The sequence below is a fragment of the Pseudomonas sp. SJZ131 genome, assembly GCF_007828705.1.
Lineage (GTDB): Bacteria > Pseudomonadota > Gammaproteobacteria > Pseudomonadales > Pseudomonadaceae > Aquipseudomonas > Aquipseudomonas prosekii.
In genome coordinates, this window is sequence record NZ_VIVC01000001.1 from 344,844 (window position 1) to 360,278 (window position 15,435).

At 59.5% G+C, this 15,435-nt stretch carries 9 protein-coding genes and 1 pseudogene; 5 read left to right on the forward strand and 5 right to left on the reverse strand.

The genetic code is table 11. The features are described from left to right. The first annotated feature begins 79 nt into the window (after positions 1 to 79). Positions 80 to 1,774, forward strand: coding sequence for an AMP-binding protein (locus FBY12_RS01335; RefSeq protein WP_145250372.1), 1,695 nt, complete (start codon positions 80 to 82; stop codon positions 1,772 to 1,774). A 781-nt stretch (positions 1,775 to 2,555) separates the two neighbouring features. On the opposite strand, the gene FBY12_RS01340 is transcribed toward FBY12_RS01335, so the two are convergent. The 3 genes from FBY12_RS01340 to FBY12_RS01350 form a co-directional block, all read right to left on the reverse strand. After that, on the reverse strand, positions 2,556 to 3,455 hold the full coding sequence (locus FBY12_RS01340; RefSeq protein ID WP_145250374.1) for a hydroxymethylglutaryl-CoA lyase: 900 nt from the start codon (positions 3,453 to 3,455) through the stop codon (positions 2,556 to 2,558). A 138-nt stretch (positions 3,456 to 3,593) separates the two neighbouring features. Continuing rightward, entirely contained in the window at positions 3,594 to 3,995 is a 402-nt protein-coding gene (locus FBY12_RS01345; protein WP_092270179.1) for a MerR family DNA-binding transcriptional regulator, read from the reverse strand. A 188-nt stretch (positions 3,996 to 4,183) separates the two neighbouring features. Beyond that, a complete protein-coding gene (locus FBY12_RS01350) occupies positions 4,184 to 5,113 on the reverse strand; it encodes a LysR family transcriptional regulator (RefSeq protein WP_092270176.1) in 930 nt (309 codons plus the stop codon). Between the two features lie 193 nt (positions 5,114 to 5,306). On the opposite strand from FBY12_RS01350, the gene FBY12_RS01355 reads away from it, so the two are divergent. Further along, positions 5,307 to 6,536, forward strand: a complete 1,230-nt coding sequence (locus FBY12_RS01355; RefSeq protein ID WP_145250378.1) for an acyl-CoA dehydrogenase — start codon at positions 5,307 to 5,309, stop codon at positions 6,534 to 6,536. 156 nt (positions 6,537 to 6,692) lie between these two features. On the opposite strand, the pseudogene FBY12_RS01360 reads toward FBY12_RS01355, so the two are convergent. Together FBY12_RS01360 and xthA are read right to left on the reverse strand one after the other, a co-directional pair. Further along, a pseudogene (locus FBY12_RS01360) lies at positions 6,693 to 8,031 on the reverse strand (substrate-binding domain-containing protein). Between the two features lie 126 nt (positions 8,032 to 8,157). After that, positions 8,158 to 8,970, reverse strand: coding sequence for an exodeoxyribonuclease III (xthA, locus tag FBY12_RS01365; RefSeq protein WP_092270166.1), 813 nt, complete (start codon positions 8,968 to 8,970; stop codon positions 8,158 to 8,160). A gap of 295 nt (positions 8,971 to 9,265) precedes the next feature. On the opposite strand from xthA, the gene FBY12_RS01370 reads away from it, so the two are divergent. From FBY12_RS01370 to FBY12_RS01380, 3 genes are all read left to right on the forward strand, one after another. Then, positions 9,266 to 9,916 (forward strand): N-acetyltransferase, encoded by a 651-nt coding sequence (locus FBY12_RS01370; protein ID WP_092270163.1) that lies wholly within the window; start codon positions 9,266 to 9,268, stop codon positions 9,914 to 9,916. A 65-nt stretch (positions 9,917 to 9,981) separates the two neighbouring features. Further along, positions 9,982 to 11,709, forward strand: coding sequence for an autotransporter assembly complex family protein (locus FBY12_RS01375; RefSeq protein ID WP_145250381.1), 1,728 nt, complete (start codon positions 9,982 to 9,984; stop codon positions 11,707 to 11,709). Further along, a complete protein-coding gene (locus FBY12_RS01380) occupies positions 11,706 to 15,374 on the forward strand; it encodes a translocation/assembly module TamB domain-containing protein (RefSeq protein WP_145250384.1) in 3,669 nt (1,222 codons plus the stop codon). The genes FBY12_RS01375 and FBY12_RS01380 overlap by 4 nt, the downstream gene beginning before the upstream one ends. Positions 15,375 to 15,435 lie beyond the last annotated feature (61 nt).

Below are 15,435 nucleotides of genomic sequence, written 5' to 3' on the forward strand. Positions count from 1 at the left end.
GGGGGCAAGCCCCCTCGCCACAAATGCAGTCCCGCAAGTGACCGTCGGCAACCCATCAATAAAGACAATAGGGGTCGTCATGGATCAACCCAGAGCAAACCCGCAGCGCAGCTATACGCGCGGTTCCCAGGCCAAAGCCTTGCTGGCGATGACCATCGGTGAAAAGTTCGACCAGACAGTGGCGCAATTCCCGAATGGAGAAGCGCTGGTCGTGCGGCATCAGCAGTTGCGCTACACCTGGCAGCAATTGGCTGACACCGTTGATCTGCACGCGCGGGCGCTGCTGGCGCTGGGTCTGCAGGCCGGCGACCGCCTCGGGATCTGGGCGCCGAACTGCGCGCAATGGTGCATCAGCCAGTTCGCCAGCGCGAAGCTCGGGGTGATCCTGGTCAACATCAACCCGGCTTACCGCAGCTCCGAACTCGAATACGTGTTGAAACAATCCGGCTGCCAATGGTTGGTCTGCGCCGGGGCGTTCAAGACCTCCGACTATCACGCGATGTTGCAAAGCCTGGTGCCCGAATTGGCGGAGCAATCGATCGGTCAATTGCGCAGCGAACGCCTGCCGGAATTGCGCGGCGTCATCAGCCTCGACGCTCGCCCGCCTTCGGGTTTTCTGCCATGGACACAGCTGGCCGATCTCGCCGCCAGCGTCACTGCCGAACAACTCGATGAGCGCCAGAACAGCCTGCATTTCGACCAACCGGTGAATATCCAGTACACCTCCGGCACCACCGGTTTCCCCAAAGGCGCGACCCTCAGTCACTACAACATTCTCAATAACGGCTACATGGTCGGCGAAAGCCTGGGTTTGACTGCTGATGATCGGCTGGTCATTCCGGTGCCGCTTTATCACTGTTTCGGCATGGTCATGGGCAATCTCGGCTGCATCACCCACGGCAGCACGATGATTTACCCCAACGATGCCTTCGACCCTTTGCTGACCCTGAGCACCGTGGCCGAAGAACAAGCCACCGCGCTATATGGCGTGCCGACCATGTTCATCGCCATGCTCGATCAACCGCAGCGCGGCGAGTTCGACCTGTCGACCCTGCGCACCGGGATCATGGCCGGGGCGACGTGCCCGATTGAAGTGATGCGCCGGGTCATCAAGGAAATGCACATGAGCGAGGTGCAGATTGCCTACGGCATGACGGAAACCAGTCCGGTGTCATTACAGACCGGTCCTGCAGACGAACTGGAATTGCGCGTGACCACGGTTGGACGTACTCAGCCGCAACTGGAAAGCAAGATCATCGACGAGGCTGGCAACCTGGTGCCGCGCGGCACTATCGGCGAGCTGTGCACGCGCGGTTACAGCGTGATGCTCGGTTACTGGAACAATCCGCAAGGTACGGCGGAGGCAATCGATGAGGCCGGCTGGATGCACACTGGCGATCTGGCGAGCATGAATGACGAGGGTTACGTATGCATCGCCGGGCGCAACAAAGACATGATCATCCGTGGCGGGGAAAACGTTTATCCGCGTGAACTGGAGGAGTTTTTCTTCACGCATCCGGCGGTGGCGGACGTGCAGGTGATCGGCATTCCGTGTTCGCGTTACGGCGAGGAGATTGTCGCGTGGGTCAAGTTTCATCCCGGCCACAGCGCTACCGAAGAAGACTTGAAAACCTGGTGCAAATCACGCATCGCGCACTTCAAGACGCCGCGCCACTTCAAGTTCGTCGAGGAATTCCCGATGACAGTGACCGGCAAGATCCAGAAATTCCGCATGCGCGAGATCAGTATCGAGGAGCTCAAAGCGATACCGTAGGAGCGAGGCTTGCCAGCGATGGCGGTCTGTTATCCAGCATTGATGGTGGCTGGGCTGACGCCATCGCGAGCAAGCTCGGCTCCCACAGGGTTTGGTGTTTTGGCAAGAATCTGCAACCGCTGGAGATCCTGTAGGAGCAAGCTTGGGTCCCACAGGTTTTCTGTCGGACCGTGGCGTTGCCTTCGCGGGCAAGCCTCGCTCCTACAGGGGCAGGTGATGGCGGTGAATCGCAGAAAGCACAAAGGGGAGCCGAGGCTCCCCTTTAATTTGTCGTTGCGCGTGCTCTTTTTTTATTATTGAGGGTCGGTCTGTTGTTGTTTTTGGCAACCGTGGCCCTTTACCGCTTTTCTTGTCGATCCCCATCCGGGATCAAGAGCAAACGTATTTTTTTGAGCGCTGATCTGCTTTTTCGCCGAGCGATCCAACCAGTTCGGGGGCTACCTGAAGGTAGTTTTATTGTTCTCTGCCCGGTTGCGGGTTACTCCGAAAAGCACCCTGAAAAGCACATCCTCTCCAAAAAAATCTGTTAGCTGCGTCTCTGCCGTGTTGTTCTTGTTATGTCAGAGTCGTTTCGTCTTATTTTTATTGGTTTGCTGCTTTTTATTCTTGTTATGCCATAGAGATAGCAGAAGCCGTGCCAACTTTAAGAATCCCTTTAAAATCAACGAATTAAGATTTTGCAGGAATTTCCCTTCAGATCAAATCCGACAATTTGTTTCCGTGTTACTCGTTTATCCCCGCACAAACGCGGCTGCGGTAACACCCGGACTCATTTGCGCGTTTACTGTGCGCTACGGGCCTTGGCCACGCGGGAACCGGTGGGGCGTCCGAGCACGCTGGAAATCTGTTGGCCCGCGAGAATCAGGGCGTCCAGGTCGATTCCGGTGTCGATGCCAAGGCCATTGAGCAGGTACACAACGTCTTCGGTTGCAACGTTACCGCTCGCGCCTTTGGCATACGGGCAGCCGCCGAGGCCGGCGATAGAGCTGTCGAACACCGCGATGCCTTCCAGCAGACTCGCGTAGATGTTGGCCATGGCCTGGCCGTAAGTGTCGTGAAAATGCCCGGCCAGTTTGTCTCGCGGCACATCGGCTGAAACCACCTCGAACATTTTCCGCGTTGCCCCCGCGGTGCCGGTGCCGATGGTGTCGCCCAGCGAGACCTCATAGCAGCCCATCGCGAACAACTCGCGCGCAACCATGGCGACCTGTTCCGGCGCGACATTGCCTTCATAAGGGCAGCCCAACACGCAGGAAACGTAACCGCGCACGCTGACGCCATGTTGTTTCGCCGCTTCCATGATCGGCACGAACCGTGCGAGGCTTTCGCTGATCGAGCAATTGATGTTGCGCTGCGAGAACGCCTCGGAAGCTGCGGCGAACACCGCGACTTCCTTGACCCCGGCGGCGATCGCGTCTTCAAAACCGCGCAGGTTCGGGGCCAGGGCGCCGTAGGTTACGCCGGGCTTGCGCTGGATCTGCGCGAAGACATCGGCGGAACCGGCCATTTGCGGCACCCATTTCGGCGAGACGAAACTGCCGACTTCTATATAGCCGAGGCCGGCAGCGCTCAAGGCATCGACCAGTCGCACTTTGTCCGCGACGCTGATGGGCTGAGCTTCGTTTTGCAGACCGTCGCGGGGGCCGACTTCGACCAGGCGTACGTGGGTGGGGAGGGACATGGCGATGGACCTTTTAATTGTTCAGATAACCCTTGTAGGAGCAAAGCTTGCTCGCGATAGCGTCAGGTCAGTCGACATCGATGTTGCATGACCTACCGTGTTCGCGAGCAAGCTTTGCTCCTACGGGATTTGCAGTGTTTATTGGACCGGTTGCTGGCTCTTGATCGTCTGTTCCAGCGCCTGGGTGCAGCGCTCTTGCGCGGTGTCGAGTTCGAGTTTCATCTGTTCGATGTCGAGCATCTGCTGCTCAAGCTGTTCGCGGCGTTCGGCGATTTTGCTGAGCATGGTTTGCAGCTGTTTTTGATTGCCGCCGGTGGGATCGTAGAGTTCGATCAGCTCGCGGCATTCGGCCAAGGAAAAACCGATGCGCTTGCCGCGCAGAATCAGCTTCAGGCTGACCTTGTCACGCGGCGAATAAATCCGCTCCTGGCCCCGACGCTCGGGGCGGAGCAGGCCTTGCTCTTCATAAAAACGAATCGCCCGGGTGGTGATGTCTAGCTCGCGGGCGAGATCGGAAATGCTGTAAGTCTGGCTGCTCATGGGCGCGCTCGAAGAAAGTCATGGCGCTAAGCTAATGGCAGGTTGACGTTTACGTCAAGCAGCTTGGATTTTCTGGGTTCTTGGGGGCCTCATCGCGAGCGAGCTCGTTCCCATATTGGATTTGCGTTCACCTCGGTCCTATGTGGGAGCGAGCTTGCTCGCGATGAACGATAAAGCGGTCATACGTCCTACGCCTTATCGAGCTTTTTCTCATGCGCCGTAACCTGCTGGCACAACTCAATCATCTGCTCGCGCATCCAGCGGTTGGCCGGGTCCTGATCGGTGCTTTCGTGCCAGTACAAATGGGTTTCCACCGGCGGCACATCGTTGACCGGCAGATTGAACGCCTGCAACTCATGCCGACGGGCAAAGCGCTCCGGCACCGTCATGACCATATCGGTCTGCTGCAACACCTGGGACGCCATCAAATAATGCTGGGAACGCAGGGCGATCTTGCGCTGAATGCCCATTTTCCCCAGCGCCAGATCGACATGCCCGAGCCCGTTGCGACGGCTGGAAATGTGAATGTGCGTTAGTGACAAATAGTCATCGAGGCTGAATTTTTCCTTGCCGGCCATGGGATGACCCTTGCGCATCGCACACACGTAACGGTCTTCCATCAGTTTGACGTGGCGCACTTGCGGGTCGGTATTGAGCGGCGCATCCACGGCGAAGTCGAGGCGACCGGCCGCCAATTCCTTGGTGGTTTCGCGGCGTTTCGACAGGAAGCTTTCGATGATCACTGTCGGCGCCAGGCGTCGCAGGCGCTGGAACAGCGGCGGCAGAATCACCGCTTCGGTGAGGTCGGTCATGCTGATGCGGTAGGTCTTAACCGCCTGCAACGGGTTGAAAATGCGGCTTTCCTGCACTGACACACGCAGCAGCGAGAGCGCGTTGCGCACCGGGCCGATAATGTTTTGCGCCATCGGCGTCGGCACCATGCCTTGCGCGGTACGCACGAATAACGGGTCGTTGAAGGTTTCGCGCAACCGCGCCAGGGCATTGGAAACCGCAGGCTGGGTAATGCCGACAATCTGCCCGGCGCGCGTCAGGTTGGCTTCGGTGTAGATCGCGTCGAAGACGATAAAGAGATTGAGGTCGACCTTGCTCAGATTCATTGCGCGCTCTCTTGTTTTTTTGGCGTGTTGTCAGGGCTGGCAGTCAGGGCGATTTTGCCCTTGATAATTGCCCGATCATATATCGGTGATGAATGTTTATACACGCCGAGAATAGGCTAGGTAAATTATCAACGCTGTTCTAGCATCGATTGCATGCCCCAAACAACCTCCCTGAAAGAGAAGGTAGCTGCCCATGGATTTCGCTTATTCGCCCAAGGTGCAAGAACTGCGTGAGCGCGTGACCGCGTTCATGGACACCTACGTTTATCCCGCTGAAGCCGTGTTCGAGCGCCAAGTCGCCGAGGGTGATCGCTGGCAGCCGACGGCAATCATGGAAGAGCTGAAACTGAAGGCCAAGTCCGAAGGCTTGTGGAATTTGTTTCTGCCTGAGTCCGAACTCGGCGCCGGGCTGACCAACCTCGAATACGCGCCGCTCGCTGAAATCATGGGCCGCTCGCTGCTCGGCCCGGAGCCGTTCAACTGCTCGGCGCCAGACACCGGCAACATGGAAGTGCTGGTGCGTTACGCCAACGAAGAACAAAAACAGCGTTACCTCGATCCCTTGCTGCGCGGCGAAATCCGCTCGGCGTTCGCCATGACCGAGCCTGACGTGGCGTCTTCGGACGCCACCAACATGGCCGCCCGCGCTGTGCGTGATGGCGATGAATGGGTCATCAACGGGAAAAAATGGTGGACCTCCGGCGCGTGCGATCCGCGCTGCAAGATCCTTATTTTCATGGGCCTGAGCGATCCCGACGCGCCGCGTCACGCCCAGCACTCGATGATTCTGGTGCCGGTGGACACGCCGGGGGTGAAAATCGTCCGGCCATTGCCGGTGTTCGGTTACGACGACGCGCCGCACGGTCACGCCGAAGTGCTGTTCGAAAATGTCCGGGTGCCGTACGAAAACGTCCTGTTGGGCGAAGGACGTGGCTTCGAAATTGCTCAGGGTCGCCTCGGCCCAGGGCGGATTCACCACTGCATGCGTTCAATCGGCATGGCCGAACGCGCGCTGGAGTTGATGTGCAAACGCGCGGTGAGCCGTACTGCATTCGGTAAACCGTTGGCACGGCTGGGCGGTAACATCGACAAGATCGCCGACTCGCGGATGGAAATCGACATGGCGCGGCTGCTGACGTTGAAAGCCGCGTACATGATGGACACGGTAGGTAACAAGATCGCCAAAAGCGAGATCGCGCAGATCAAAGTGGTCGCGCCGAATGTTGCCTTGCGCGTGATCGACCGGGCGATTCAGATTCATGGCGGCGCCGGGGTTTCCAATGATTTCCCGCTGGCCTACATGTACGCCATGCAGCGCACCCTGCGCCTGGCCGACGGCCCGGACGAAGTGCACCGCGCGGCGATCGGCAAATTCGAAATCGGCAAATACGTGCCGAAAGAAATGATGCGCAGCGGGCAGTAAAACCGCGTTGGCAGCCATCGCGAGCAAGCTCGCTCCCACATTTGGAATGCATTCCCTTGTGGGAGCGAACTTGTTCCTACATTGGGAATGCATTCCCTTGTGGGAGCGAGCTTGCTCGCGATGACGTCGGCAGCCTTGACGCAGTAACCTCCAGAATCAATACACCCAAACCTCAACCCGCCGATTTTTGATCCGGCCCTCATCCGCGCTGTTCGCCGCCACCGGCATCTCGGCGCCAAAACCGCGAATCTCGCGAAACACCACGCCGCTTTTCGCCAACTCCCGACGTACCGCCATTGCCCGCAACTTCGACAGCAGATCAGCGCGCGCCGGATCGCTCTTGGCGTCGCCAAATCCCACCAGCGTTACCTCGCGGTCACGTTTGCCGTGCTGCTTTATAGTCGAGCACCCGCGACAGGTCTTGCCGCGCCTTGTTATCCAGCGTCGCACTGCCTTCCTCAAAGCGAAAATTCACGGTCAACCGCTGCGCATGCCGACTTAACGCCTGATAACCCTCAGGCATCAGCGCGTTCGGCGTCACCGCCATCGCCTGCACGGTTTGCGCAATAAAACCGTTGGCCGCGACAAGCACCTGGCCCTGGCTGCCTTGCGCAAACGCCACCAACGCCTCGGCCCAGGGATTTTTGCCATTCGGCGGCAGATAAAAGAACAACCGCCGCGACAGCGGATAGTCCTCGGTCGCGATCAAACTGCTCAGCGGCAACATGGCTTGGGACTGACCATCGGCAATCGCCACGGCTTTGGCCTGACGCACATAGGGCAGGCCGATAAAACCGATGCCTTGCCGATCGAGGCTGACTGAATCAGACAATTGCTCGCTGGACTCGAAACGTTTCGCGGCACTGCTCAGCGTTTTCCCACGGCCATTGAGGACAATTTCTTTGAAGGTGTCGTAGGTGCCCGACTGATCATCCCGCGCGTACAGATGAATTTTCCCACCGACACCACCGACGTCTTCCCACGTCTCGGCCTCGCCACTGAAGATCCGCGCCAGTTGTTCGATGTTGAGCTGATTCAGCGGGTTTTGCGGGTGCAGGATGATCGCCAATCCATCAATGGCAATCACTTGCTCGGCACCGGAGCTTTTCAGGTCGCCGAGGGATTTGAGCTGCGCCAATTCGCTGTCCTTGATCGGACGCGATGAAGCCGCGAGGTCGGCCGAGGCGTTTTTCAAAGAAGTGAAACCAGTGCTCGAGCCATGTGCCGCGACTTCGACAATCACGGGCCGACCGTCCGACGTTTGCCCGATCACCCGTTGTTCGTTGGTTGTGTCCGAGGTTTCGCGATGGACGTTGAGCAAGCCTTGTTCGCGCAGCAAGCCTTCGACCAGCGCCGGGCCGAGCGCCGCGCCGATGGTGTTGGAACCCTGAATGCGCAGCGCCGGGCCGTGTTCGGGGATCGGCAATTCACCGGCGGCCGCCGTAAATGGCAGGCCGGCGCAGAGCAGCAGCAGGAACAACGCGCGCAGGGTCATGCCGGCACCTTATAAAGGACAAGGAAAGTGCCGGGAGAATAAGTCAGTCAGATTTCAGCCAGATGACAAAGAACCCGGTGGGAGCGAGCTTGCTCCCACAAGGGATTTGCGTGGATTCGCGCGAGATCAGCTCAATTCAAGCCAGATCGGCGCATGATCCGAGGGTTTTTCCATGGCGCGCAAATCGTAATCCACGCCTGCATCCTTCACGCGCGGCAACAAACCGTGCGAGGCCATGATCACGTCGATCCGCAGTCCACGCTTCGGCTCGTCTTCAAAACCACGGCTGCGGTAGTCGAACCAGCTGAAACGGTCGGCCACGTCCGGGTTCAAGTGCCGAAAGCTGTCCACCAGGCCCCAGTTTTTCAGGCGCGCCATCCACTCGCGCTCTTCGGGCAGGAAGCTGCATTTACCGGTTTTCAGCCAGCGCTTCATGTTGTCGGCGCCAATGCCGATGTCGCAGTCTTCCGGGGAAATGTTCACGTCGCCCATCACTACGACCGGCTGATCATTGCTGAACTGGCTTTCCAGCAGGTGCTGCAAATCGTTGTAGAAACGCTGCTTGGCGGGGAATTTGGTCGGGTGGTCGCGGCTTTCGCCCTGCGGGAAATAGCCGTTCATGATCGTCACCGGCAGGCCATTCGCGTCTTCGAACGTGCCCCAGATAAAGCGCCGCTGCGCGTCTTCTTCATCGGTGACGAAGCCTTTGTGCAGGGCAATCGGTTCCTTGCGCGAGAGCAGGGCGACGCCGTAATGGCCTTTTTGGCCGTGGAAATACACGTGGTAGCCAAGGGCCTGGACCTCGGCCAACGGGAACTGGTCGTCGTGGACCTTGGTTTCCTGCAGGCCGATGACGTCCGGTTGATGCTTTTCAATCAGCGCCGCCAGCTGATGCGGGCGAGCACGCAGCCCGTTGATGTTGAAGGAGACGATCTTCATGGTCGGCAGTCCTGGGGAAAAAAGGGCGATGCTAGCTGACATGTAGGAATGGGGCCAGTGTCGGGGTAGGGGGATTCGCCTGTTGCCGTGGAAGATGCGTGGGCAGAACTGACCCCATCGCGAGCAATCTCGCACCCACGGGGTTATCGGCTATACCTTGTGGGGGCAAGCCTGTTCGCGATGGCGTCATCGGCACCGACGCTGATTCGGATCAGCACGGAACTGTGCCAGCGCTGTAGGCTCGTAACCAGAAGAGTGCCGTCGTTTGAACGGCGCCCCGGGGAGAAAAACCGTTATGCCTGAAACCTCGACTGCCATTGCCGATATTCACATGCTCGACAGCGGCTATTCCCGCGAAGCGCGCTCCTTGCTGTACCAGGCTTATCGCCACGAACCGACTTTCGGTTATCTGTTCGAAGCCGAGCGCCCCGGCTATGAACAGCGGGTCCGCGCCACCGTGCGTGAACTGGTCAAGCAACATTTCCTGCAGGACTTGCCGGCCATCGGCCTGTTGGTCAACGACCGTTTGATCGGGATTGCCCTGATCGCGCCGCCGCAACGGCGCCTGGGCATCACCGAAAGTTGGGCGTGGCGCCTGCGCATGGTGCTCAGCACCGGTTTCCGCTGCACTCGACGTTACCTCGAATACCACGATGCGGTGACCGCGTGCGTGCCGACCGATTCGGTCCATGTGTTGCCGTTGCTGGGGATTCATCCTCAGTTCCAGGGCAAACATTTTGGTGAGCAACTGTTACAAGCGGTGCACAACTGGTGTGCGGTCGATGAACACTCCCAAGGTGTAGTCCTCGACACCGGAAACCCTCGTTATCTCGAGTTCTACAAGCGACAGGGTTATGAGGAAATCGGCGAAGTGGCCGTAGGACCAATCCGCGAGCACGTGTTTTTTCACGCCAATCCGCAGGTCCTGCAAACAGCAACGGCATAGAGGTCGAACTTTACCGGCACAGCAGGCTCTATCACGCTCCCAAGCTCGTGATAGCATCCGCGCCTATGAAGTTTCCAGGAAGATTTACCAGTGGCGTGCTCATGCTGTTATCCAGCTGCACGGCGCTGGCGCAAAGTGAATTGGCTGTGCGGATCAAACCGTCCAACGATGAACTGAAAGCCAATATAGAGGGCTATATCGGCAGCCTCGGCGATCGTGACGAGGAAGCGTTGCTGCGCTTCAGTCGGGGTGCCGAGGAACAGGCGCGCAAGGCCGCCCAGGCCTTGGGTTATTACCAGCCGCAGATCGACAGCGAAGTGCGGGGCGGCAAGAACCCGCGCCTGACCCTGAACATCGACCCCGGCGAACCGATTCATTTGCGCAACGTTACGGTGCGCATCGATGGCGCGGCCGGCGCGCTGAAGTCCTTTCGCAAACCGCCACCGGAACTGCTCAAACCCGGTGCGGTGCTCAACCACGGTCATTACGAAGACGCCAAACGGCTGATCCAGAATCAGGCTTCGCGCTTCGGTTTCTTCAGTGGCCGCTTCACCAGCCAAAAGCTGCTGGTCGACCCGCGCGCCGGGGTGGCCGACGTCGAACTGATTTACGACAGCGGTCCGCGTTACGCCTTGGGCAAAGTGACGTTTGAAGGCGACACGCCGTTTGACGAAGACCTGCTGCAACGCATGGTGCCGTTCAAGGAAGGCGCGCCTTACGATTCCGAACTGATCGCCGAACTCAATCAGGCGCTGCAATCGAGCGGCTATTTCGAAGGCGTGCGCGTCGATGCGGCGCCTACCGCGTCCAAGGACGACGTGATTCCGGTGGCGGTCAAACTCGACACGCGCAAGCCGCGCACCATGGGCCTCGGTCTGGGTTATTCGACCGACGTCGGCCCGCGTATCAAAGCCAACTGGACGCGCCACTGGGTCAATCCGCAGGGCCACAGTTATGGCTGGGAAGCCGAGTTGTCGGCGCCACGGCAGAACGTCGGGGTGTTTTACGACATTCCACTGGACCCGCCGCTGACCGACAAACTGCGCTGGGCCGCCGGTTATCAATATGAAGAACTCGCCGACACCGACTCGGTGAGCAAGCTGCTGACCCTCGGCCCCGAGTGGCACAGCAAGCTGCCGAGCGGCTGGCAACGGGTGATTTCGCTGAAGTGGCAACGCGAGGAATACACCCTCGGCGATGACTCGGGCCTGAGCACCTTGCTGATGCCCGGCGTCAGTTATTCGTACCTGAAAAGCGACAACCGCATCGATCCGCGCAACGGTTATCGCCTGACCTTCGAAACCAAAGTCGCCAAGGAAGGGCTCGGTTCGGACAACAATCTGTTGTACGGCACCGCGCTGGTCAAAGGCTTGACCACGGTGTTCGACAAACACCGTTTGCTTGGTCGGGTGCAGGTCGGCGGCAGCGCCACCAATGGTTACAAATCCGTGCCGCCGTCGCTGCGCTTCTTTGCCGGTGGCGATCAGAGTGTGCGTGGCTACGACTACCAGAGCCTGTCCCCGGAAAACTCCGACGGCAAGAATATCGGTGGCCGCTACATGATCGCCGGCAGCGTCGAGTATCAATATTCGGTTGCCGAGAAATGGCGCGTCGCGACATTCGTCGATCAGGGCAACTCCTTTAATACACTCGAACTGCCGAACCTCAAGACCGGCGTCGGCATCGGCGTGCGCTGGGTGTCACCGGTCGGGCCGATTCGCCTCGACCTCGCCCATGCGCTGGACGATGACGGCGGCATTCGATTGCACTTTTCCATGGGGCCTGAGCTGTGAAGCGTGGTTTGAAAATAACCCTGGCGGCGATGGCTTCGCTGCTGTTGCTAAGCGTGCTGGCCGTGGCGATTGTGCTTGGTACGGCTACGGGCAGCCGCTGGGCGCTCGGCTGGGTGCCGGGTTTGAGCGTGGACAATTTCCAGGGTCGCTTGGCCGGGCAGTGGAGTGCCGATCATCTGCTGTGGCAGCAAGACACCAGCCGAGTCGAGCTGAGCAAAGTGATTTTCGCCTGGTCGCCGTTGTGCCTGACGCGCATGACCTTGTGCATCGACCAGTTGCAAGCCGATCAGGTCAGTCTGCAATTGCCGCCGGGCACCGATGAAGAAAGCAGCGGCCCGATCAGCCTGCCGGATCTGGATTTGCCGCTGGCCATTGAACTCGGCGACGTCAAGGTCGGCAGCCTGCTGTTCAATGGCAGCGAGCAACTCAAGGGTTTGCAGCTGGCCGCGCACTGGACGACCCAGGGTTTGCAGATAGACTCGGTGCAATTGCAGCGCGACGACCTCAGCCTGAATCTGTCCGGGCTGCTCAAACCCAGCGGCAACTGGCCGCTGACCGCCGCTGGCAAGCTGACAATGGCCACGCCCGCGCCGTGGACGCTCGACCTCAAGGTTGACGGCGACTTGCTGAAAACCCTCAACTTGAAGGCCGACAGCAGCGGTTACCTCAACGGGCAACTGACCGGCGAGTTGCAACCGCTGGCGGAAAACCTGCCGGCCAAAGTGCGCATCACCGCTGACGGCTTCAAACCCGCCGCTGATCTGCCCGACACGCTGCAACTCAATCAGCTGGAATTGACCGGTGTTGGCGACCTGAAAAACGGTTATCAATTGCTTGGTAAAGCCACGCTGCCCGCCGAAAAAGGTCCGGTGGCGCTGTTGCTGCAAGGCAAGGTCGACGCTAATGGCGCGCAGATCGCCGGCCTCGACCTCACGGCCAACGACAAACAAAGTCTGAAACTCAGCGGCAACCTCGACTGGAGCAAAGGACTCACGGCTCAGGCGAAAATCGACTGGCTGGACTTCCCGTGGCATCGCCTCTATCCGCTGATCGACGAACCGCAAGTGGCGCTGCGCAGTTTTAATGGCGAAGTTTCCTACACCGATGGCAAATACCTCGGCAACTTCAAAGCCGCGCTGGATGGCCCGGCCGGGGCGTTCAGCCTGAGCAGCCCATTCGCCGGCGACCTGACAAAAATCTATCTGCAACAGTTGTCCCTCGAAGCCGGGCAGGGCAAGGCTCAAGGCCACCTGAACCTGCAATTCGCCGACGGCATTGCCTGGGACACGGCGCTGGATTTGTCGGCGCTCAACCCTGCGTACTGGATGGCGGAATTGCCGGGCACGCTGGCCGGGCCGTTGCGCAGTAAAGGCGAGATGAAAAACCAGCAGCTCAGCCTCAGCGCCGACCTTGATTTGAAAGGCAAACTGCGCGGGCAACCGGCGGTGATTCAAGCCAAGGCTGACGGCGCTGGCGAGCAGTGGAATTTGAACGCGCTGCAGATTCGCCTCGGCGACAACAGCATCAACGGCAAGGGCAGCCTGCAGCAAAAACTTGCCGGACAGATCGACATCAAGATGCCGCGCCTCGCCCAGCTCTGGCCGCAATTGCGCGGTCAGCTCAATGGCAGGGTCGATGTCGCCGGCACGCTCAAAGCGCCGCAGGGCAAGCTCGGCCTGCAAGGTTCGCAACTGGCGTTCGCCGACAATCGCCTGCAAAGCCTCAATCTCGACGCCACGCTCGACAGTGCGCAACGGGCAAAAATTGCTCTCAAGGGCAGCGGCATTCAGGCCGGCGAAACCAATCTGGGCACGCTGACCGCCAGCGGTCAGGGCGACATCAAAAAGCAGCAACTGGCCCTCGACCTGCAAGGACCGCAGCTGAAACTCGCGTTGGGCCTCGACGGCGCGCTGGATCAGGGCAACTGGCGCGGACGCCTGGCCAGCGGCGATATTCAGGCCGGCGGTCAGGATTGGCGGCTTCAAGGGCCGGCGAAACTTGAACGCCTGGCGGACGGCAAAATCAACTTCGGCGCGCATTGCTGGATGTCCGGTCAGGCCAGTCTCTGCGGCGAAGACCAGCGTCTGATGCCGGAGCCGAAGCTGCGTTATCACCTCAAGCAGTTCCCGATCGACAGTCTTGCGCAATGGTTGCCCAAGGACTTTGCCTGGAAGGGCAAACTCAACGCCGACCTGCAACTCGACTTGCCGGCCAGCGGCCCGAACGGCCAGATTAGCGTCGATGCCAGCGGCGGCACGTTGCGCATGAAAGACAAGGATCAGTGGCTGGACTTCCCGTACCAGACGCTGAAACTCACTAGCAAACTCACGCCCAAGCGCATCGACACCGACCTCAACTTCGTCGGCGGCAAGCTCGGTGAGTTGATGGTGCAAGCGCAGATCAACCCGCTGCCAGCGAACAAACCGTTGACCGGCTCGTTCCGCCTCAATGGCCTCGACCTGTCGGTGGCGCGGCCGTTTTTGCCGATGGTCGAGAAGATCAACGGTCGCTTGAATGGCAGCGGCACTTTGTCCGGCGGGCTGACGGCGCCGCTGGTCAACGGCAACTTGATGCTCAGCGACGGCGAAGTGTCCGGGCCGGAACTGCCGATGGAGTTGCAGGATTTAAAAGTCCAGGCATTGATTGCCGGCGAGACCGTGCAATTGAACGGTGGCTGGAAAAGCGGCAAGAACGGGCAGGGCAGTTTGAACGGCAATATTGCCTGGGGTCAGGCGCTGGTCGTTGACCTGGCGCTGAAAGGCTCGCAATTGCCGGTGACCGTCGAGCCCTACGCCAAACTTGAAGTGGCGCCAGACCTGAAGATTTCGATGAAGGGCGATGAGCTGGCGATTGCCGGCAAAGTGCAGGTGCCGCGCGGTGAAATCACCGTGCGCGAATTGCCGCCCTCGACGGTCAAGGTCTCGGATGACACGGTGATCGTTGGCGCGCAAACGGAAGAAGGCAAGCCACCGGTGGCGATGAAAATGGACATCGACGTGGTGGTCGGCGATGACAAACTCAGCTTCGCCGGGTTCGGTCTGACCGCGAATCTGCAAGGTCATGTGCACATCGGCGACAACATGGACACGCGCGGCGAACTCTGGCTCAACGACGGTCGGTACCGCGCGTATGGCCAGCGCCTGACGGTGCGCCGGGCGCGGTTGCTGTTTGCCGGGCCGTTGGACCAACCGTATCTGGACATCGAAGCGATTCGCCAGACGGATGACGTGATTGCCGGTATTCGCTTGAGTGGCAGCGCCGAGCAGCCAACCACGCAGATCTTCTCCGAACCGGCGATGAGCCAAGAGCAGGCTTTGTCTTATCTGGTGCTCGGGCGTCCGTTAAGCACCAACGGCGAAGACAACAACATGCTCGCGCAAGCGGCGCTGGGCTTGGGTTTGATGGGCAGCGCCGGGGTCACCAGCGGTTTGGCCAAGGACTTGGGGATTCAGGATTTCCAGCTCGATACCCAGGGCAGCGGCGACAGCACCAGCGTGGTCGCCAGCGGTAACATCTCCGAGAAACTCAGTTTGCGTTACGGCGTCGGCGTGTTTGAGCCGGCGAGCACCATTGCCCTGCGCTACAAACTGAGCAAAAAAGTCTACGTTGAAGTCGCCAGCGGCGTCGCCAGCTCACTGGACATCTTCTACAAGCGGGATTTCTAAAGCCCGTCCGTTACAGCTCCTGCCCGATCATTCCCACGCGCTGCGTGGGAATGCCTCTTGG